22 protein-coding genes, 1 tRNA gene, 1 pseudogene and 1 riboswitch are annotated in these 18,676 nt (G+C 69.3%); of the genes and pseudogenes, 12 read left to right on the plus strand and 12 right to left on the minus strand.

Annotation, left to right across the window (positions count from 1 at the left end):
• Nucleotide 1: 1 nt before the first annotated feature.
• The 5 genes from MK786_RS10815 to MK786_RS10835 form a co-directional block, all read right to left on the minus strand.
• Nucleotides 2–1,306 (minus strand): homoserine dehydrogenase, encoded by a 1,305-nt coding sequence (locus MK786_RS10815; protein ID WP_241112247.1) that lies wholly within the window; start codon nucleotides 1,304–1,306, stop codon nucleotides 2–4.
• Complete coding sequence (lysA, locus tag MK786_RS10820; protein WP_241112248.1) at nucleotides 1,303–2,754, minus strand: diaminopimelate decarboxylase; 1,452 nt, start codon at nucleotides 2,752–2,754, stop codon at nucleotides 1,303–1,305. Before lysA ends, MK786_RS10815 begins: the two co-directional genes overlap by 4 nt.
• 195 nt (nucleotides 2,755–2,949) lie before the next feature.
• Entirely contained in the window at nucleotides 2,950–3,768 is an 819-nt protein-coding gene (locus tag MK786_RS10825; RefSeq protein ID WP_241112249.1) for a DUF2993 domain-containing protein, read from the minus strand.
• 4 nt (nucleotides 3,769–3,772) lie between these two features.
• A complete protein-coding gene (gene argS / locus MK786_RS10830; protein WP_241112250.1) occupies nucleotides 3,773–5,437 on the minus strand; it encodes an arginine--tRNA ligase in 1,665 nt (554 codons plus the stop codon).
• Nucleotides 5,438–5,559: 122 nt separating this feature from the next.
• Nucleotides 5,560–6,408, minus strand: a complete 849-nt coding sequence (locus tag MK786_RS10835; RefSeq protein ID WP_241112251.1) for a transglutaminase family protein — start codon at nucleotides 6,406–6,408, stop codon at nucleotides 5,560–5,562.
• A 158-nt stretch (nucleotides 6,409–6,566) separates the two neighbouring features.
• Between MK786_RS10835 and MK786_RS10840 the strand changes: the two genes are divergently transcribed.
• The 5 genes from MK786_RS10840 to MK786_RS10860 all read left to right on the plus strand — a co-directional run bounded on the left by MK786_RS10840 (nucleotide 6,567) and on the right by MK786_RS10860 (nucleotide 9,998).
• Nucleotides 6,567–7,379 (plus strand): SGNH/GDSL hydrolase family protein, encoded by an 813-nt coding sequence (locus MK786_RS10840; protein ID WP_241112252.1) that lies wholly within the window; start codon nucleotides 6,567–6,569, stop codon nucleotides 7,377–7,379.
• Nucleotides 7,380–7,423: 44 nt separating this feature from the next.
• Nucleotides 7,424–7,499: transfer RNA gene (locus MK786_RS10845), tRNA-Arg, on the plus strand.
• A gap of 467 nt (nucleotides 7,500–7,966) precedes the next feature.
• Entirely contained in the window at nucleotides 7,967–8,368 is a 402-nt protein-coding gene (locus MK786_RS10850) for a nitroreductase family deazaflavin-dependent oxidoreductase (protein WP_241112253.1), read from the plus strand.
• Nucleotides 8,369–8,437: 69 nt separating this feature from the next.
• Nucleotides 8,438–9,358 carry a DUF1963 domain-containing protein gene (locus MK786_RS10855; protein WP_241112254.1) on the plus strand — a complete coding sequence of 307 codons (921 nt, stop codon included), beginning with the start codon at nucleotides 8,438–8,440 and terminating at the stop codon, nucleotides 9,356–9,358.
• Between the two features lie 331 nt (nucleotides 9,359–9,689).
• Nucleotides 9,690–9,998 carry a recombinase family protein gene (locus MK786_RS10860; protein ID WP_277397512.1) on the plus strand — a complete coding sequence of 103 codons (309 nt, stop codon included), beginning with the start codon at nucleotides 9,690–9,692 and terminating at the stop codon, nucleotides 9,996–9,998.
• 14 nt (nucleotides 9,999–10,012) lie between these two features.
• Here MK786_RS10860 and MK786_RS10865 read toward each other — a convergent pair whose 3' ends face one another.
• Together MK786_RS10865 and MK786_RS10870 are read right to left on the minus strand one after the other, a co-directional pair.
• Nucleotides 10,013–10,453 carry a GNAT family N-acetyltransferase gene (locus tag MK786_RS10865; RefSeq protein WP_241112256.1) on the minus strand — a complete coding sequence of 147 codons (441 nt, stop codon included), beginning with the start codon at nucleotides 10,451–10,453 and terminating at the stop codon, nucleotides 10,013–10,015.
• A 131-nt stretch (nucleotides 10,454–10,584) separates the two neighbouring features.
• A complete protein-coding gene (locus MK786_RS10870) occupies nucleotides 10,585–10,740 on the minus strand; it encodes a hypothetical protein (protein ID WP_241112257.1) in 156 nt (51 codons plus the stop codon).
• 174 nt (nucleotides 10,741–10,914) lie between these two features.
• On the opposite strand from MK786_RS10870, the gene MK786_RS10875 reads away from it, so the two are divergent.
• The 6 genes from MK786_RS10875 (at nucleotide 10,915) to MK786_RS10895 (ending at nucleotide 13,265) form a co-directional block, all read left to right on the plus strand.
• Entirely contained in the window at nucleotides 10,915–11,355 is a 441-nt protein-coding gene (locus MK786_RS10875; RefSeq protein WP_241112258.1) for a nucleoside deaminase, read from the plus strand.
• A gap of 113 nt (nucleotides 11,356–11,468) precedes the next feature.
• Nucleotides 11,469–11,603 (plus strand): hypothetical protein, encoded by a 135-nt coding sequence (locus MK786_RS16340; protein ID WP_277397498.1) that lies wholly within the window; start codon nucleotides 11,469–11,471, stop codon nucleotides 11,601–11,603.
• A 151-nt stretch (nucleotides 11,604–11,754) separates the two neighbouring features.
• Nucleotides 11,755–12,108 (plus strand): hypothetical protein, encoded by a 354-nt coding sequence (locus tag MK786_RS10880; protein WP_241112259.1) that lies wholly within the window; start codon nucleotides 11,755–11,757, stop codon nucleotides 12,106–12,108.
• A gap of 47 nt (nucleotides 12,109–12,155) precedes the next feature.
• Entirely contained in the window at nucleotides 12,156–12,707 is a 552-nt protein-coding gene (locus MK786_RS10885) for a DUF6512 family protein (protein ID WP_241112260.1), read from the plus strand.
• A 148-nt stretch (nucleotides 12,708–12,855) separates the two neighbouring features.
• The gene (locus MK786_RS10890; protein WP_241112261.1) at nucleotides 12,856–13,002 is read left to right on the plus strand and encodes an alpha/beta hydrolase; all 147 of its coding nucleotides are present in this window, start codon (nucleotides 12,856–12,858) and stop codon (nucleotides 13,000–13,002) included.
• A 74-nt stretch (nucleotides 13,003–13,076) separates the two neighbouring features.
• The gene (locus tag MK786_RS10895) at nucleotides 13,077–13,265 is read left to right on the plus strand and encodes a hypothetical protein (protein ID WP_241112262.1); all 189 of its coding nucleotides are present in this window, start codon (nucleotides 13,077–13,079) and stop codon (nucleotides 13,263–13,265) included.
• 10 nt (nucleotides 13,266–13,275) lie between these two features.
• On the opposite strand, the gene MK786_RS10900 is transcribed toward MK786_RS10895, so the two are convergent.
• Nucleotides 13,276–13,734 carry a CinA family protein gene (locus MK786_RS10900; RefSeq protein ID WP_241112263.1) on the minus strand — a complete coding sequence of 153 codons (459 nt, stop codon included), beginning with the start codon at nucleotides 13,732–13,734 and terminating at the stop codon, nucleotides 13,276–13,278.
• Nucleotides 13,734–14,171 (minus strand): GNAT family N-acetyltransferase, encoded by a 438-nt coding sequence (locus MK786_RS10905; protein WP_241112469.1) that lies wholly within the window; start codon nucleotides 14,169–14,171, stop codon nucleotides 13,734–13,736. Before MK786_RS10905 ends, MK786_RS10900 begins: the two co-directional genes overlap by 1 nt.
• 149 nt (nucleotides 14,172–14,320) lie before the next feature.
• On the opposite strand from MK786_RS10905, the gene MK786_RS10910 reads away from it, so the two are divergent.
• Nucleotides 14,321–15,829, plus strand: a complete 1,509-nt coding sequence (locus tag MK786_RS10910) for an FAD-dependent monooxygenase (RefSeq protein ID WP_241112264.1) — start codon at nucleotides 14,321–14,323, stop codon at nucleotides 15,827–15,829.
• A gap of 229 nt (nucleotides 15,830–16,058) precedes the next feature.
• Here the strand turns inward: MK786_RS10910 and MK786_RS10915 are convergent, their stop codons facing one another.
• The 3 genes and pseudogenes from MK786_RS10915 to MK786_RS10925 all read right to left on the minus strand — a co-directional run bounded on the left by MK786_RS10915 (nucleotide 16,059) and on the right by MK786_RS10925 (nucleotide 18,664).
• Complete coding sequence (locus tag MK786_RS10915) at nucleotides 16,059–16,379, minus strand: multidrug efflux SMR transporter (protein ID WP_241112265.1); 321 nt, start codon at nucleotides 16,377–16,379, stop codon at nucleotides 16,059–16,061.
• Between the two features lie 9 nt (nucleotides 16,380–16,388).
• A riboswitch (guanidine-III (ykkC-III) riboswitch) is annotated at nucleotides 16,389–16,453 on the minus strand.
• 62 nt (nucleotides 16,454–16,515) lie between these two features.
• Entirely contained in the window at nucleotides 16,516–17,406 is an 891-nt protein-coding gene (locus MK786_RS10920; RefSeq protein ID WP_241112266.1) for a CPBP family intramembrane metalloprotease, read from the minus strand.
• Nucleotides 17,406–18,664: pseudogene (locus MK786_RS10925) on the minus strand (MFS transporter). Before MK786_RS10925 ends, MK786_RS10920 begins: the two are co-directional and overlap by 1 nt.
• Between the last annotated feature and the right edge of the window lie 12 nt (nucleotides 18,665–18,676).

The raw sequence follows: 18,676 nt of genomic DNA on the forward strand, positions 1-18,676 counted from the left end.
GTCAGTCTCCTTCCACACGCAGGACCGAGACGACGCGCTCGACGACGCCGCTCGCGGCGAGACGGTCGACCGTCTCGCTGAGGTCCTGCTCCAAAGCCTTATGCGTGCCGATCACCAGGCGCGCGGTGCGGGCGTCTTCGCCCGCGACGGTCTGCTCGACGTTCGCGATCGACACGCGCCCGTCGCTGAGGATGCCGGCGACCGTGGCGAGCACGCCGGGCTGGTCGTCGACCTCGAGGGTGATCTGGTAGCGGGTGGTGACGCGGCCGATCGGCACGATCGGGAGGTTCGCGAGGGTGGACTCCCCTACGCCGACGCCGCCCGCGATGTGGCGGCGCGCGGCCGAGACGACGTCGCCGAGCACGGCCGACGCGGTCTGCACGCCGCCGGCGCCCGCGCCGTAGAACATGAGGTTGCCCGCGGCCTCGGCCTGGACGAACACGGCGTTGTTCGCGCCGTGCACGCTCGCGAGGGGGTGGGCGCGGTCGACGAGCGCCGGGTACACCCGCACCGAGATGGATTCGTCGGCGCCGCCGTTCAGCCGCTCGCACACCGCGAGGAGCTTGATGACGTAGCCGGCGTGGCGCGCGGCATCCATCATCGACTTGTCGATCGCCGTGATGCCCTCGCGGTGGACCGACTCGAGCGGCACCGTGGTGTGGAAGGCGAGGCTCGCGAGGATGGCCGCCTTCTGAGCGGCGTCGTAGCCCTCGACGTCGGCCGTCGGGTCGGCCTCGGCGTAGCCCAGGCGCTGGGCGTCGGCGAGCACGTCGGCGAACTCGGCGCCCTCGGTGTCCATGCGGTCGAGGATGTAGTTCGTCGTCCCGTTGACGATGCCCATGATTCGCTGCACGCGGTCGCCGGCGAGCGAGTCGCGCAGCGGACGGATGATCGGGATCGCCCCGGCCGCAGCGGCCTCGTAGTAGACCTCGGCGCCCACCTGGTCGGCGGCGTCGAAGATCTCGGGGCCATGCGTGGCGAGCAGCGCCTTGTTGGCGGTGACGACGTCGGCGCCGGAGTTGATCGCGGCCAGCAAGTGCGTGCGCGCGGGCTCGATGCCGCCCATGAGCTCGATGACGATGTCGGCGCCCACGATGAGCGACTCGGCGTCGGTCGTGAGGAGCTCGCGGGGCAGGTCGACCTCGCGCGGGGCGTCGACGTCGCGCACGGCGATGCCGATCAGCTCGAGTCGCGCTCCGGCGCGGTCGGCGAGCTCGTCGGCGTGCTGACGCAGCAGCGACGCGACCTGCGAGCCGACGGCTCCGGCCCCCAGCAGCGCAACGCGAAGACGGCGGTAGTCGGTCACTTGTCCTCGCTCCGGTCGCTCAGTACAGGCATGTCGATCCCTTTCTCGGGGTGGCCGGTGAGACCCGCGTCGCGCGAGAGCAGATCGTCGATCGACTCGCCCCGCACGATGACGCGCGCCTCTCCCCCGCGCAGCGCCACGACGGGCGGGCGGGGGACGTAGTTGTAGTTGCTCGCGAGCGAGAAGCAGTAGGCGCCGGTGGCCGGGACGGCGAGGAGATCACCGGGAGCCACGTCGCCCGGCAGGTACTCCGCGTCGACGACGACGTCGCCCGACTCGCAGTGCTTGCCGACCACGCGCACCAGCACCGGCTCGGAGTCGCTCGCGCGCGACGCGATGCGCGCAGAGAACTCCGCCCCGTACAGCGCCGGGCGCGGGTTGTCGCTCATGCCGCCGTCGACGCTCACGTAGAGGCGCTCGCCGCCGTCGACCTCGACCGGCTTGGTCGTGCCGACCTCGTAGAGGGTGACCCCCGCGCGCCCGACGATCGCGCGTCCGGGCTCGAAGGCCAGATTCGGGATCGGGATGCCCCGCACCTCGCACTGCCGTGCGACGGCGTCGGCGATGCCCATCGCCAGCTCCTCGATCGGGGTCGGATCGTCGACCGATGTGTAGGCGATGCCGAAGCCGCCCCCGAGGTTCAGCACCGGCAGCTCTCCGCCCGCGAGGAGCTCGGCGTGCAGCTCGACGATGCGCGCCGCGGACTCCTCGAACCCGGCGGTGCCGAAGATCTGCGAGCCGATGTGGCAGTGCAAGCCGACGAGTTCGAGCCCCGGGAGCTCACGGATGCGGGATGCCGCGGCCGCGGCATCCGTCAGCGTGAAACCGAACTTCTGGTCTTCGTGCGCCGTCGCGAGGAAGTCGTGCGTCTCGGCGTGCACGCCGCTGTTCACGCGCAGCAGCACCGACTGGCGGACTCCGCGGCGGTCGACGATCGCGGCGAGGCGCTCGATCTCGATGAGGCTGTCGATGACGATCGAGCCGATGCCGGCGCCGACGGCCGCCTCGAGCTCGGTGACGCTCTTGTTGTTTCCGTGGAAGCCCAGCCGGGCGGGATCGACGCCCGCGGCGAGCGCGACGGCGAGCTCACCGCCGGTGCACACGTCGACGGCGAGACCCTCGTCGGTCACCCAGCGCGCGACCTCGACGCTCAGGAACGCCTTGCCTGCGTAGTACACGCGCGCCTGCACGCCATGCAGGGCCGCCGCCGCGCGGAAGGCGTCGAGAGTGCGGCGTGCGGTCGCGCGCACCTCGTCTTCGTCGAGCACCCATAGGGGCGTGCCGAAGTGCTCGCGCAGCGCGGTCGCCGGGATGCCGCCGAGCCGCAGCACTCCCTCGTCGTCGCGCGTCGCCGCCGTCGGCCACACGAGCGGCGCGAGAGCGTTGGCGTCGTCCGGCTCGGCCAGCCATGCCGGTGCCAGGGAGCGGGACTGCGAAGGGGCGGACACGGAGAGGACCAATCGGTTCGGGCTTCGGCGCGGGATCGTCCGGTGGACCGGATCGGCGCGAATCAGCTCGGCGGACGCGCCGGCCGCGCACTCGATCCGGCGGCCGCGTTCACCCGTGAGTTCCCGCGCCGGACGGTCCTTGCAGTCTAGGGCACAGCCCATGCCGGGCCCGTGATGTGTGACGCCCTGCGAGGGTCAGTCGCAGGTCCCGGCGGCCTGCAGCGCGGGGTCGTTGACGATCGCGCCGTCGACGTCGGCATCGGCGACGAGCACGTCCCCATCGACCTGAACGTCGGTGAGCGTCACACCGGCCGGGATGTACTCGGCGAGGCAGAACGTCCAGTCGCGCACGACGATGTCCGCGAGCTGCCCGAACTGATCCGAGAGTCGCGAGGCGTCGATCTGGGCGCCCGCGAGTTCGAACGACGTCGGGGTCAGCACGATGTCGCCGTCGGCCACCGAGGGGGCGAGCGTCACCCCGACCGGGAAGCCGGCACCGAACAGCTGCAGCTCGGTGGCCACCCTGATGTCGGGTTCAGCGAGGCTGACGGTGTCTGCGGGGAAGTCCTCCACCGCGGAGAGAAGGCCGCGCAGCTGCTCTTCGTCGAGGGCCACCGTCGCGGTGGCGCCGCCCATATCGGCGCCCTGCTGGATGGGCACATCGGTCGCCCTGACGGTGACGTCGCCCTCGTACTCGCCGACGGGCACATCGTCGGACGACACGGTGATCTCGTCGAGGCTGCCGCCGATGAGCTGCGGGATGAGCACGCCCGGCACGGTCACGTCGATCGGGTGATCGGCGGGCAACGAGAGCCGTTCGCGGATCTCCTGCTTGACGGTCTGCTGCACGAGGTCGCGGGCGATCGCCTCGGCGACGAACCAGGCGACGACGGCGAGCCCGACGACGATGATCAGGGCGATGATCCACGGCCACGCACGGCGTCGGCGACGGGGCGCCGGCGCCTGCTCCCACTCGGGCAGCGGCTGAGTGGGATGCGCGTCGGCGGCCGTCATCGTGTCACATCCGTTCCGGCGCACCCACGCCGAGCAGGTCGAGGCCGTTGCGCAGCACCTGGCCGGTGGCGTCGTTGAGCCACAGGCGTGTGCGGTGCACCGGCTCCACGGGGTTGTCGCCGAGCGGGATCACGCGGCAGTTGTCATACCAGCGGTGGTAGAGGCCGGCGAGCTCCTCGAGGTATCGCGCGATGCGGTGCGGCTCGCGCACCTCGGCCGCGTAGGCGACGATGCGCGGGAACTCCTGCAGGGCACCGAGGAGCGCCGACTCGGTCTCGTGCGACAGCAGTTCGGGGGCGAACTCCGAGCGGTCGACGCCGGAGTTCGCGGCGTTGCGGGCCACGTTGTGGGTGCGCGCATGGGCGTACTGCACGTAGAAGACCGGGTTGTCGTTGGTGCGCTTCTGCAGCACGTCGAGGTCGACATCGAGATTCGAGTCGGTCGAGCTGCGTACGAGCGCGTAGCGCGCAGCATCCTTCCCCACGATCTCGACGAGGTCTTCGAGGGTCACCACCGTGCCGGCGCGCTTCGACATGCGCATCGGCTGGCCGTCCTTGACGAGGTTGACCATCTGACCGATGAGGATCTGCAGGTTGACGCCCGGCTCGTCGCCGAAGGCCGCGCACATGGCCATGAGGCGCTGCACGTAGCCGTGGTGGTCGGCGCCGAGCATGATGATGCAGCGGTTGAAGCCGCGCTCGCGCTTGTCGAGGTAGTAGGCGAGGTCGCCCGAGATGTAGGCGGGCGTGCCGTTGGAGCGGATGACGACACGGTCGCGATCGTCGCCGAAGGTCGTGGAGCGCAGCCAGACGGCGCCGTCGTCCTCGAAGATGTGACCCAGTTCGTCGAGCCGCTTCACCGCGCGCTCGACGGCGCCGGACTCGTGCAGGTCGTTCTCGTGGAAGTACACGTCGAAGTCGACGCCGAAGTCGTGGAGGCTCTTCTTGATCTCGTCGAACATGAAGCCGACGCCGAGCGCACGGAACGCCTCCTGCTTCGCGTCGGCGTCGAGCGCGTCGATGTCGCCCTCGTAAGCCAGCGCCACGCGGCGGGCGATGTCGACGATGTAGCCGCCGCCGTAGCCGTCCTCGGGGGTCGGAAGACCCTCGTGCGCGGCGACGAGGCTGCGGGCGAACCGGTCGATCTGCGCGCCGTGGTCGTTGAAGTAGTACTCGCGCGTCACGGCCGCGCCCTGCGACGCCAGGATGCGGGCGAGCGAGTCGCCCACCGCCGCCCAGCGGGTGCCGCCGAGGTGGATGGGTCCGGTCGGGTTCGCCGAGACGAATTCGAGATTGATGACCTCGTCGGCGCGGCTGGTGTTGGTGCCGAAGGCGGAGCCCGCGTCGACGATCGTCTTCGCGAGGGCGCCCGCGGCCGCGGCATCCAGTCGGATGTTGATGAAGCCGGGTCCGGCGACCTCGACCTCGGCGATGCCGTCGACCTCGGCGAGGCCCGCGGCGATCTCGGCCGCGAACTCACGCGGGTTCGCGCCGATGCCCTTCGCGAGCTTGAGCGCCGCGTTCGAGGCCCAGTCGCCGTGCTCGCGGTTCTTCGGCCGGTCGAGCACGAGGTCTGCCGCGCTCAGCCCTTCTGCCGCGCCGGGTCGTCGCGCCTCCGCGAGCGGTGCGATGACGGCGAGCAGGGCGGCGGAGAGCGCTTCGGGATTCATAGCCCGCCAATTCTACGGGCGTATGCCTGCGTGCCCGCTTCGCGCTCGTCGCCGGCGGTCGTCCCCGCCGATCGTTGATCGAGTGAAGCGAGGCGAAAGCTTCGTGGCCGCCGAGGAGCCTCTTACGCCAGCTGCACCAGTTCGACGAAGTCGTCCGCCGACGGATCCGCGGCCTCGACTTCGATCCGCGCCGCTCCCTCGACCCCTTCGACGTCGTCGGGCACGACCCATGCGTCGACCCGCATGCGCTGCAGTCCGACGTACCCGCCGTGGTAGCTGAGGAAGGCGCAGTCCGCGGCATCCCTCCCCGTCGCGATGCGGACGAGCGACCGGCGGTTTGCCAGACGTGTGCCGTCGATCACGTACCAGGCGCCGTCGAGATAGGCCTCGGCCACCGCGTGGAAGTCCATGGGCTGGAGACCCGGCGCGAAGCAGGCGGCATAGCGGGCGGGCATGTCCATGGCACGCAGGAGCGCGATGACGACGTGGGCGTAGTCGCGGCAGACGCCCTGGCCGGTCATGAGGGTCGTGACGGCGCTGTCGGTGCCGTGGCTGAGGCCCGGGGTGTAGGTGGTGCTCGTCGCGACGAAGTCGGACACGGCGGCGATGAGGTCGTGCCCCTGGAGGCCCTTGAACTGCCGGCGCGCCTGCTGGAAGACCTCGTCCGACTGGCAGTAGCGGCTCGGACGCAGATAGGTGATGGCCTCGAGGTCGCTCGTGCGGCTCGTGGCGGCCTGGCCATCGACGGTGGCTTCGTAGCGCACTTCGAGTCGCCCGGACTCGCCCATCAGGCGGTGCAGGCGGCTGCCGGACTGGTCGACGATCTCGGTCGGCGTGTAGACGCGGTCGCCCTGAGTGAAGGTCAGATGCTCGCTGACGAGAGGCACCGCCTGCGCCGCCGTGATCTGGAAGATGAGGTCGACGGACGACCCCAGATCGAGGTCCAGTTCGGCGGTCACGACGCGTTGCACCGAAGTATCCTCGCATGCCCGGAAGGGTGCTTCCTGCGCTTGTGCACAGAGCCCAGGTGCGGGTGCTCATCGGCCCGATCGCTCAGGATTCGCGCGACGTTTCCCCACCTTTCCGGCCGGTGGTCAGCGGGCCCCGAAACGTGACGTACCCTCGGTGCATGCACGCGCCCGGACGCCTCCGCGGACGGCGTCCGTGGCTGCCGATCATCGGCGCCGCGCTCGCCGTCGCTGCGGTCTGCGCGCTCGGCATGTGGCGTCCGTGGGTCGTTGCGTCGGCGCCGGTCGCGGTCGAGGCGGAGTCGGTCGCCGTGGCCTCGGGCGCCGCTCCGCTGTCGCTGCCCGACGCACCGCGGGTGCTGGTGTTCGGCGACTCGTGGGTCTACGGCTCGGCGGCGATCGTGCCGAGCCTCGGCTTCGCGTACCGCCTCGCCGACCACCTCGGCGGCGAGACGATCGCCGACGGCGTGCGCGGCAGCGGCTACCTCAAACCGGGACTCGATGGCGGCTCGTACGGCGAGCGCGTCGCGATGCTCGACCCGGCGCTCGATCCCGACCTCGTGATCATCGAGGGCTCGATCAACGACCGCCGGCTGTATCCGAGCGGGTATCGGGATGCTGTTCTGGGGGTGTGGGATGCACTGGCGGCGCTGTATCCCGAGGCGGCGATCGTCGTGCTGGGTCCCGCGCCACAGGTGCTCCCGGTCGAGCCGGCGACCGCGCGCATCGACGGCGACCTCGCCGCCCTCGCAGCCGAGCGCGGCTGGTGGTACATCTCCCCCATCGCCGAGAGCTGGATCACGCCCGACAACTACCTCGAGGTCATCGACACGAGCGACACCGGCCGCGATCACCCGTCGAGCGCCGGCCATGCCTACCTTGCAGAGAAGGTGGCGGACGCGATCGCGGGCATGACAGAGGCGACGGATGTCGTGGCCGACGCCCCGCTCGATGCGGACGTCGTGACCCCCTGACTGGCGCGGAACCGGGGTTCGCGGATGGTAACCTCGATCGGCACGCCTCCGTAGCTCAGGGGATAGAGCGTTGGTTTCCGGTACCAAAGGTCGCAGGTTCGATTCCTGTCGGGGGCACCACAACACACACACCGAAAGAGACCGACCCCGACGGGTCGGTCTCTTCTGTTTCCCGCCGATGAGGAAAGGGCGCTCGAAGGGCCCCGACTGCAGCGAGCGCTGACCGCTGAGGAGCCAGTCCCACACGACCGCGCTCGACGGAACCGCTGGGTTGGGCCGCCCTCGTCCGTCCTTCCCGGCGCAAGTGCCCGGCTCGGATGGCCGGCCGCCAGCGAGCAAGTCATCCGACGGCTCCTACGCACGTCGCGGCCCCGCGACACGGTATGTTCTCTTGCGTCTTGCACCAGTCGAGTCCACGTGCGAAGGCCGGCCCGCAGGGGGACCGGCTTTAGCGCGGAGATCGAGCGCCCAACGACCCTCGGGCAACAGCGTTGGCCTTGCAGCCGGGACGTTGGTGTCAGCGTTGCGCCCGGAATGTCTCACCGATCGCGTGGAATGTCTGCGGCAGCGAGATTGCTTCAACACATGTGAACAACGATGTCACCACCGCTCTGCACCGAAGTCAGCTCATCGACCTGACGACGACCGGTCGCCGTAGCGGGCTACCTCGTCGAATCGAGATCTTCCTGCACGATGAGGACGGCGTGCTGTTCATCACTGGGATGCCGCGCCGAGATCGCACCAGGGACTGGATACACAACATCACCGCGGACCCCCACGTCGTCGTGCATCTGAAGAAGGGCATCCACGCGGACGTTCCTGCCACGGCGCGGGTCATCACCGATCCCCACGAAGCTCGGCCGCTCATCGAGGCCGCCGCACGCCGATGGCGCAGAGACGATGTCGACGAGATGATCGCGCACAGTCCACTCATCGTGTTGACTCCGGCCACTGCGCCCGCCGCCCCCAGCACCCCCAACGAACGCTGAGCGACCGATGGCGTGCAACGGTCTGCGCGCAATGTGGCCGCCGAGGGCGAAGCGGTGTCAGTATCGAGCGTGACCATTCGGGATGCTGATCGACCGCCCATTCATGGCCGGAGGATGGCGGCGATTGAGTGGCTGCAGAGGCCTGAGTACCGCGTAGCCGGACTCAGCGGCGAGGTTGCGTTCAGCGTCGCGTACACGGAACAGTCCTTCGATCCGGGGCCGGCTGAACTACAAGATCTTTTCTGGCCCACCGGATCTGAAGTGTCGTGGCTGGGTGGCCCGGCTGGTGGAGTCACCGAGGACGATTGGCCACGGCGTGCTGACGGCAGACCCCTGGCGCACGTGGCGACTTTCGATCTCGCCGACGCTTACAACACCATCGACGCGGAGAGCCGCTCGGACTGGCCGCCCGGCCAGGAAGGTCTCCCACATCATGGGGTCCTACAGATCTTCCACGATCTCACTGATACGTACGGCTACGAGCCGGACGATCGCCTCACCCGAGGCTGGAGAGTGCTGTGGGACCCCCAGCCAGACCGAAGCCTGCTCACCACCGGACCCGCGGATCTGGAGCTGCCGACCGACGCGTGTCAAGTCATCCTCCCGCTGGCGACCTTCACGGTGCCGTCCGCTGCCGACGCGATCGGCGCGCCGACCGCGGTGTTCGAAGCAACCGATGCGGCCAATGACCAGCTCCAGCGCATGTGGGCCTGGCAGCGCACACTGAACCGCGCAGCCGAACCTATTCCATTTACCCACCTCTACGGGCACGCCCAGAACGGCAACCGCCACGCCGCACTGAATGTCCTGCCCACCTGCCTTCCCCTCACCATTCCGGGCGACCGGTACCGACTGGTCGCGGAAATCGAGGGCCAGACAACCCTCGAAGGCTGGTTCGGAGACGGCTCCCCGCTCGAAGTATGGATGCGCGACAGCGACCTGCGGGCACGCGCATTCGACGCCGCTTGGTGCATCATCCGGAGCGACTGATCAGCCTCAGCCACGAAGGCAGACGACTACCACGCGGCTAGCCCCTCAACAGCGGCGCGGTGAAGGATCGAGGTGGGCGCCACACTGTACTGCTCGAGTCGGTTGTCAAAGCCCGCGTCGCTGACTAGATTCGCTATCCCGAGGGAAGGACACAGACTATGAGCCGCGATCACTGAGATACCCAAACGAGCCCCCGCCCGACCTTGTCGCGCGGGGGCTTCGTATTGTCAGTGGGCCAGCCCTCCGGCGACCCCCATCGCGCGCTCGGCCCGAACGTGATCGTCCAGATCCGGGCAGCCCGCAGAGAAGGATCCGCATCGAGTGCGGCATCCTGCCTTCACCAACTGATCAAGACCTGACGTCCCAGCGCGACGCCCTGTTGCGCATGGGAGTTCGCGACGTGGACATCTACGTCGACCGCGGGCTGACCGGCACGAACCGTGCAAGCCAGGACTGCGAGAGGCCTTCGCCGCTGTGCGCGAAGGCGACACGCTCGTCGTCACAAAGCTCGGACCGGCTTGCCCGTTCGCTGCGTGACGCGCGCGACATCGCCGAGGAGCTGACCGCGATGGGTGTGGCCCGGGAACTGCAGAGGCGCCGGACGGCGTTCCTGTCTGTTTGCGAGGCACACATCTTCTGATCGATCGTCGGCCTTCATGCCCCCGCCGGAGCGTACCCCGCGCCCCAGCGCAGCATCCAGGCCCCGGCGTCGCTGATGCGCTGGAATCCGAACTGCTCGTACAGGCCGTGCGCGTCCTCGGTGAACAGCGCCGTGCGCTTCAGCCCGAGTGGCTCGAGGTCGGCGACGACTCCGGCCATGATGCGCTTGCCGACGCCGCGTCCACGCGCCTCGGAGGCGACGAAGACGTCGGCGATCCAGGCGAAGGTCGCGCCGTCGGTGATCGCCCGGGCGTAGCCGAGCTGCTCGCCGCTGGCGGCGTCGAACACGCCGTAGTTGCGTGAGCCCGCCATCGCGGCCTCGTGGGCCTCGCGCGTGCGACCGCCCGCCCAGTACGACTCCTCCGCCAGCCACCGATGCACGCGCTCGACATCCATCGCGGCGGCATCGGTCGAGAACACCAGACCATCCGACATCCCTCGATCCAAGCATCCGCTGGACTTCCGCAGACGGGGCCGCTCGTGCAGAAGTGGACCGGCGCAACCGCGCGCGAACCCGACGGACCCGCTGCGAAGAACACACCCCCGTCGCGGCATCCGTCGCTCGATTACCCGGCGAAGTGCGCCAGCATCCTCGCGACGACCTCTGCACGGGCGGCGTCCGACTCGAGCTGCTCGAGACCGAAACCGAAGAGCAGCGTGTCGGGAGTCGCGGTGACCGCCAGCACCTCACCAAGGCCGTCGGCGATCTCGAAGTCGCTCACGTTCTCCGGACTTCCGTCGGGGGCGCCGAGCACCGACCGGGCTCCGAAGTCGGCTTCGAAGCCCTCCGCCTGGGTCGGTGCTCCCCCAACGAATCGGGCCGGCCGTCGTCGGGATCGCATACTCGTTCGCATTTCTCGGTGAGCGGATGCCGCAGCCAGTGCACACTGGGCGTCATGACACTCTCCGCCGTCGAGACTCAGCTGCTTCGTCAGGCGCTCGCGCTCGCGACACACGCTCGCGAGGGCGGCAATCCGCCGTTCGGGTCGCTGCTCGCCGACGCGAACGGCGCGGTCCTCCGGGAGGAGACCAATTCCACCCTGACCGACGGCGACATCACCGCCCACCCCGAGCTCAAGCTCGCACGATGGGCGGCGAGTGCGCTCTCACACGAGGAGCTCGAGGGAGTCACGATGTACACGAGCTGCGAGCCGTGTTCGATGTGCGGTGGCGCGATCGCGCGATCCGGCATCCCACGAGTCGTCTTCGCGCTCTCGTCGGCGCAGCTCAACGATCTCAAGGCGGCGAGTGCGATTCCTACCGTGTCCGAGTGGACGTCGGACGGCCCGCACCTGCACCCCGACAGCACTGCGCCCGTCGCCGGCTACTACGCCTGACCGCCGCCGCGACGACACCCGAAGCGGCCCCCGGTCGCCGCGAGTTGACTTCCTGTGGAAGCGGGCTATGGTCATGGGTTCACCCGCCAGCCGTCAGAAGGGGAAGCGAGTCCATGTCTGGAAAGTCGCCGCAATCGCGCGGAGCCAAGAAGGTCGCACAGCTCTCGATCAAGGAGAAGCGCGCAGCCAAGCGCGCCAAGCAAGAGCCGACCGCGTTCATCAAGCCCCGCAAGGGCGCGAACGCCTGATCCGCAGCCGCCCGGTCCCTGGCTCGCCAGCGGACCGGGCGGCGTCCAGCGCGCATCGGCGTCGGACCCGCAGCGCGTTCGATCCTGGGTGGGATCGCCTCCCGGCACGCCAGGTCAATCAATCCGACACTGTGTCGGTAAGATACCGACCATGGAGATTCTCAAGAACCTGATCCTCGCCCTGCACATCATCGGAGTCGTCGCGCTGCTCGGCGGCGTGATCTACCAGATCAAGCCGATGCGCGAGGGCAAGGGCCGGATACTTCCCGCGATGATGCACGGCGCGTGGACCATACTCGTCACCGGATTCCTGCTCGTTGGCTTGCAGTACCCGCTGGGGAACGACGTCAACAACGTCAAGATCTCCGTGAAGCTCGTCGTGCTCATCGCGATCATCGTCATCGCCCTCTTCAACCGAAAGCGCGACGCGGTCGCAGGTTGGGTGCTCCCGACCATCGGCGGACTGACGGTGCTCAACGTCGTGCTGGCGACCGTCTGGAGATAGTGTGACGGCGCCGGCCGAACCCGCCGGCGCCCCATCGCGGAGACAGCATGATCGAGAACGACCTGCTCTGGCTGAACCTCGTGGCGATCGTGCCCATCACGATCATCGGATCGCTCCTGCACTTCGCCTACGACTGGTCGCGCCACAACCGGGTCGTCGCCGTGTTCGCCGCTGTCAACGAGAGCTACTGGGAGGACATCAAGATCGCGTACTGGCCGGTGCTGGTCTGGTTCGCCGTGCAGTTCGCGCTCGGCGGCTGGACAGTCCCCGGATTCGTGCCCGCGGCAACCATCGCGCTGTATGCGATCCCGGTGACGATGATCGCGGTGGTGTTCGGCTACAAGCAGCTCATCCGGCGCAATCTGCTCTGGATCGACATCCTCGCGTTCTTCCTCACCGTCGCCGTCTCGCTCGCCGTCTTCGCACTCATCGCGACCGAGCTCGCGGCGAGCGGCTGGACGATCGGCCTGAGCGGGCTCTTCCTGCTGGTGCTCGGCGTCGCGTTCACCCGCTACACGCTCTCGCCGCCCGAAGAGCCCGACGTCTTCGTCGACCCGCTCAATAAGCGATACGGCTTGCATGCTCACCCCGACAACTGACGGCGAAGGACACCCACCACCTCATCTCGACGAAGCAGCCGAAGTCACGCGTCGCATTTGCTGAGGTCGGTCTCGGCGAGCGGCTCGCCCTCGGGGATGACGTAGGTCACCCACAGCACGACGTCGACATCACCCTCGTTGACGCCTCGTGGATGTAACCCGACTCGGGCACGAGCGCTTCACGGTCGTGGGCCACGACCGCGGCAGCTACGTCGGCCTGCGCCTCGCACTCGACCATGCACACCGCCTCGATCGCGCGGTGCTCATCGGCGATCAGGCACCGGGCAACGGCTGACGCCTGTCAACCCGTGGCCTCGACCCGTCGCGGCTCGATAGCCTGCGGCATCCGATCATGAAAGGAAGCACGCCATGAGCGACGGCATGACCGACGAGGAGAAGCGCCGCGACCAGCTGCTGGCCGCGCCCGACGCCGTCGAGGAAGACGCGGCGCCCCGCATCGACGTGACCCAGCGCGAGGGCAACGTGACGCGCATCGACATCCGCGACGACGCGCCCGTGCGTCCCGGCAACCCCGAGGAACAGCCGGCCGACGACTGAGCCTCCGCGCTCACTCCTCGACGAGCTCCTCGAGCAGCGCGAGCGCGGCATCCACCGTCTGCTCGAGCACCTCTTCGGGTGAGCCGGAGAAGGCGTGGAACCGGTGACCCGAATCGTCGGCGGTCGCCCAGCCGAGGTACACGGTGCCTGCCGGGTGGCCGTCCTGCGGGTCGGGCCCGCCGACACCGGTCGTGGACACGGCGATGTCGACGCCGAGCACGCGCTTCACACCCTGCGCGATCTCGACGGCGCACTGCGATGAGCAGGTGTCGATGCCGGGCGTCATCCCGAGCACGGACTCTTTCACCTCCGTGCGATACGCGACGACGCCGCCGGCGAACCAGGCCTCGGCATCGCTCCCCGCGCCGATCGTGCTCGAGAGCAGGCCGCAGGTGAGCGACTCGGCCACCCCGACCTGCAGGTCGCGGTCCTTCGCCGCCTGCGCGATGCGCTCCGCCCGGTCGACCATCAGCCGCGCTCCACGTGACGCGCCAGCCCCGCCAGTTCGTCGCCGGTGAGGCGCTGCGTCGTCCACTCGTCCATCGGCGCCGCGCCGAGCGAGCGGTAGAACGACAGCGCCGGAGCATTCCAGTCGAGCACCGTCCACTCCAGCCGCGAGTACCCGCGCTCGACGCACTCCGCAGCGAGCGACGCGATCAGCGCCTTGCCGTACCCCTGCCCGCGCTCGGCGTCGTCGACGTAGAGATCCTCGAGCCAGATGCCGTGCGTGCCGGTCCACGTCGAATAGGTCACGAACCACATCGCGATCCCGACGATCGTCCCCTCACGCTCGACGACGTGCGTGAAGACGCGCGGCTCGGGCCCGAACAGGCTCGCTGTGAGCGCGTCGACGGTGTTCTGAACAGCGTCGGGCTCGCGCTCGTACACGGCCAGCCCGTGGATCATCGCGAGAATGCCCGCTTCATCGCCGGGGCGCGCTGCGCGCAGCGTCGCTCCATCTGCAAGGTCGATAGGTGTCACGGGTCCGAGCCTACGGGGCGCCCACCAAACGTCCTGCGCGAACCCATGTCGCTGAGGGGTGAGAGAGTGGGGGGATGGATGCCGCCCCCGACGTGATCGTCGCGGGCGCGGGCCCGAGCGGCCTCATGGCCGCGACCTGCCTCGCCCGCCTGGGCGCACGCGTCGTCGTGCTCGACGGGAAAGCCGGCCCGACGCGGGAGTCGCGCGCGCTCGGCCTGCAGGCGCGGTCGATCGAGATCTACGACCAGCTCGGGTTGGCCGAGCCCGTGCTCGCGCAGGCGACGCGCGCGACGACGGTGAACCCGGGCTACGGGCACACCGTGTTCGGCGCGGTACCGCTCACCCAGCTGGGGCGCACGGTCACGCCGTACCCCGGCGTGTTCATCCTCGAGCAGAGCCGCAACGAGCAGATCCTCAGTGACGCATTCCTAACGCTCGGCGGCACCATCCTGTGGGAGCACGCGCTCGTCTCCATCGAGGGCGGGCGCGGCGGAGCGCCGGTGACGGTCACGGCCGACGGGCCCGACGGCCCGGTCACGCTGCGCGCGCCGTGGCTCATCGCGGCGGACGGCGCGTCCTCGACGGTGCGCAGGGCACGCGGCATCCCGTTCGAAGGCTCCACCAGCCCGCTCTCGTACTTCGTCACCGACGCGCTCGACGCAGAGGGCGTCGTCGAGGGCGGAGTCAACCTGCGCATCGAGGGCGACGACCTGATGCTCGGGTTCCCCATGGGCGGCGAGGGCCACCATCGCCTGCTCGGCATCGCCGAGTACGTCGAGGGCGAGACCGACGCGCAAGTCGAGGCGCGGGTGCAGCGCATGCTCTCCGAGAAGTTCGGCGTCGAGTACACGCAGTCGTCCTGGTTCTCTCGCTACCGCACGCACCACCGCCTCGCGGCGCGGTTCCGAGACGGTGCGGTGTTCCTCGTCGGCGACGCAGCGCACGTCCACTCCCCCGTCGGCGCGCAGGGCATGAATACGGGGCTGCAGGATGCCCACAACCTGGCCTGCAAGCTCGCGCAGGTGATCTCGGGCGGCGCGCTGCCCGAGATCCTCGACGAGTACGAGGCCGAGCGGCGCCCGGTAGCCGAGCGCCTCGTGCGCACGACCGACGCGCTCTTCTCGCGGATCACCTCGCGCGGCGGGTGGGCGCGGTTCGTGCGGACCAGGATCGTCCCGGCGGTCGGACCGGCGGCGGTGCGGATCGTCCCGCGCGCGGCTCGCGGCGAGCGCGTCTACGGCTACCTGTCGCAGACGCGCATCCGCTACCGGATGCCCGGGGCCCGCGGCCGCGAGCACGTGCTGGGTCGCCGGCTGCCGTGGACCGGCGACAACTTCGACTCGCTGCGCGACTTCACGTGGCAGCTCCATGGGTACGGCGTCGACCGGCCGGTGGTCGAGCGCATCGCGCGAGCCCTCGACGTGGAGCCCGTCGCGCATGCGCGCGACCCGCACGGTCGCCTGGCCGCCGACCGCGTCTACCTCGTGCGCCCCGACGGATTCGTGGCGGGCGTCGCCCCGCCGGATGTCGCGGTGGCCGCCCTGCACGACGCGGTGCGGGCGATCACGCGCGTCCCGGTCTGATCCGACCCGCAAGCCCCGCGAAACTCCTGCTGGCACAACGAAGATCGCCCCGGGGCCGAAGCCTCGGGGCGATCATCATGCGATGTGCGGTTCCTGTTTCCGTCTCCCTTTCGGGTTCCTTCGTTTCCGTTTTCTCTTCGCAGGACCGAATGTACTCACTCACCCCGGGTGGGCGTCAAGAGCTCTCGATCAAGTCATATCGACCTGAGGTTGAAGGTGAAATCCGGCGTCACTCGTTGCCGACGAGCTTGAGCCCGACGACGCAGCCGACGAGCCCCACGATGAGCAGCATCTTGACGATCGAGAACGCCTCGTCGCCCGTGATCATCGCGTACGCGACGGTCAGCGATGCGCCGATGCCCACCCATACCGCGTACGCGGTGCCGGTGGAGATGTCGCGCATCGCCCACGCCAGCCCGCCCATGCTCAGGACGAGCGCGACGCCGAAGACCACGGTCGGCCAGAGCTTGGTGAAGCCCTCGGTCTTGCCGAGCGCTGTCGCCCAGACGGCCTCGAGGATGCCGGAAACGATGAGGATGACCCACGCCATGACTGTGCTCCTGGCCAGTCTTGTCGCTCACCGGGTACTGATCCGTCGTCCGGGGATCCGGTCGGGATCCACGAGCCAGTCTAGCGATCCGGCCTGGGCACCCCCTGGGCAGCCCGCGCCAAGGGGCGAGAACCACTCAGACCAGGAAGAGCCAGTCCATCGGACCGGGGTTGTGCGCGTGGACGAGCACCGCGAACACGACCGCATCGAACAGCAGGTGCACGGTCACGACGTACGCGAGCGAGCGCGTCTTCATGAAGATGTAGCCCATCAGCAGAGCGAACGGGATCGTCAGCACCGGACCCCACGCCCGGTAGCCCAGCTCCCACAGGAACGAGACGAAAACGATCATCTGGAGCAGGTTCGCCTGCCAGAACGGGAAGTGCCGGCGCAGCAGCGCGAAGCACGTGCAGATGAAGAACAGCTCGTCCCAGATGCCCACCGCGCCGACGCCGACGAACAGGCGCGCGATGAGGTCGGGGGTGTCGACGACGGGCCAGTTGAGGTAGACGCCCGAGGTGATGAAGTAGAACGGCAGGATCAGCCAGCCGAGCACCAGCACCGCCGCCAGCCACGTCCACTGGAACGCCGTCCACCGCCCGCCGCCACGCCATGGGAACCGGATCGCGTAGTCGCGGTAGGCCCACCGTGAGATGACGTACGGCACGGCGACCGCGCCGCCCAGTGCGAGCCCGAACCGCAGGAACGCGACGTTGTCGAGCTCGGCCTCGAGCGGGATCGCGCTGACGATGAGCATTCCGACCGCGATGAGAGACAGGTCGCGAAGGATGCTCGGGCACCGCGCCCCGGACTCTGGGACGTCATCACCGGGGCCGCGGGTCGCAGCATCCGACCGCTCCATCATCAGCGCCACCGCGAGGCCGGCCGCCAGCAGCACCCAGCCCACCCACGGCACGCGCAGCACGAAGAACGCCGGCGCGGCGAGGCACACCAGGAGCGCGGGCGCGAGATGCCACGACCAGGCGGGCAGCGTGGCGACGGGGGCGGCGGCAGGAGAGGCGGGCATCAGTGATCCAGGGGGTGGGCGATCTCGTCCTGCGGCATGCGCGCGGCGAAGATCGCGATGAGTCCGAACAGCAGCGGCAGGATGCCGGCCACGATGAAGATCGTCTGCAGCGAGACGACCTCCGACAGGGGGCCGGCGACGGCCATCGACAGAGGCATGAGGGCGAGGGAGACGAAGAAGTCCAGGCTCGACACCCGGCCGAGCATGTGGCGCGGCACCCGGCGCTGCAGCAGCGTTCCCCAGATGACGTTGCCGTAGCTGAATCCGAATCCGATGATGAACATCGAGAGGAGCATGAGCCAGTACTGATGGGTGAGGCCGACGATCACGAACGGCAGGGTGCTGACGCCCCACACGACGTTCATCACCGTGAGGTACCGGCGCGGCAGCTTCATCGACGAGACGACGATCGACCCGACCACGCCGCCGAAGCCGTAGACCGCGAGCAGGAAGCCGAACCACCGCGGGTCGGTGCCGATGCGCTCGCGCAGCAGGAAGGGCAGCAGCACCTCCTCGGGACCGACGAACACCAGCACCCACCCCGTCGCGAACAGCAGGGTGGCGAAGAGCCAGGGGGTGCGGACGGTGAAGACCACGGCCTCCTTGAGATCGTGGAAGACGGATGCCGCACGCTCGGGCTCGTCGTGCGGCGCAGGTGGCTCCGCCCGCAGGAACAGCAGGCCGACGAACGCGAGCCCGTAGGCGACCGAGATGACGACGGCGGCATGGCTCGGGATGAGCGCGGCCAGCAGCATTCCCGCCGCGGCCGGCCCTGCCGCCTGCTGCAGCGCCGGACGGATCGCGCCCTCGAGCCCGTTGGCTGCCAGCAACTGACCCTGGGGCAGGATGCGGGGCAGGATCGCGCTGTACGCGGGGAAGAAGAACCCTGCCCCCGCGCCGAGCACGAACGCGACGATCGTCAGGTGCGGGATGGTGACGGTGCCGACCATGCCGGCGACCACGATCGTCGTGATGGCGACGAAGTTCGTGAACTCCACGACGCGCACGATCGTACGGCGCGAGACGCGATCGGCCACGATGCCGCCCGGGATCGCGCAGAGCAGCAGGCCCGTGGCGTTGGCTCCGGCGACGAGCGACAGCCCGAGCGGACCGCCGCCCGCGTCGATGACGGCGTACACCATGACGACCGCCCACATGCCGGCGGCGAAGATCGACAGCACGACCGCGCCGAACAGCACCCGAAAGTCGCGGTGGCTGAGCGGGCGCACCACCCGCCAGCGGTCGCGGGTCGCGGCATCCGCTCGCTCCG

The organism is Microbacterium sp. CFH 31415 (assembly GCF_022538185.1).
GTDB lineage: Bacteria > Actinomycetota > Actinomycetes > Actinomycetales > Microbacteriaceae > Microbacterium.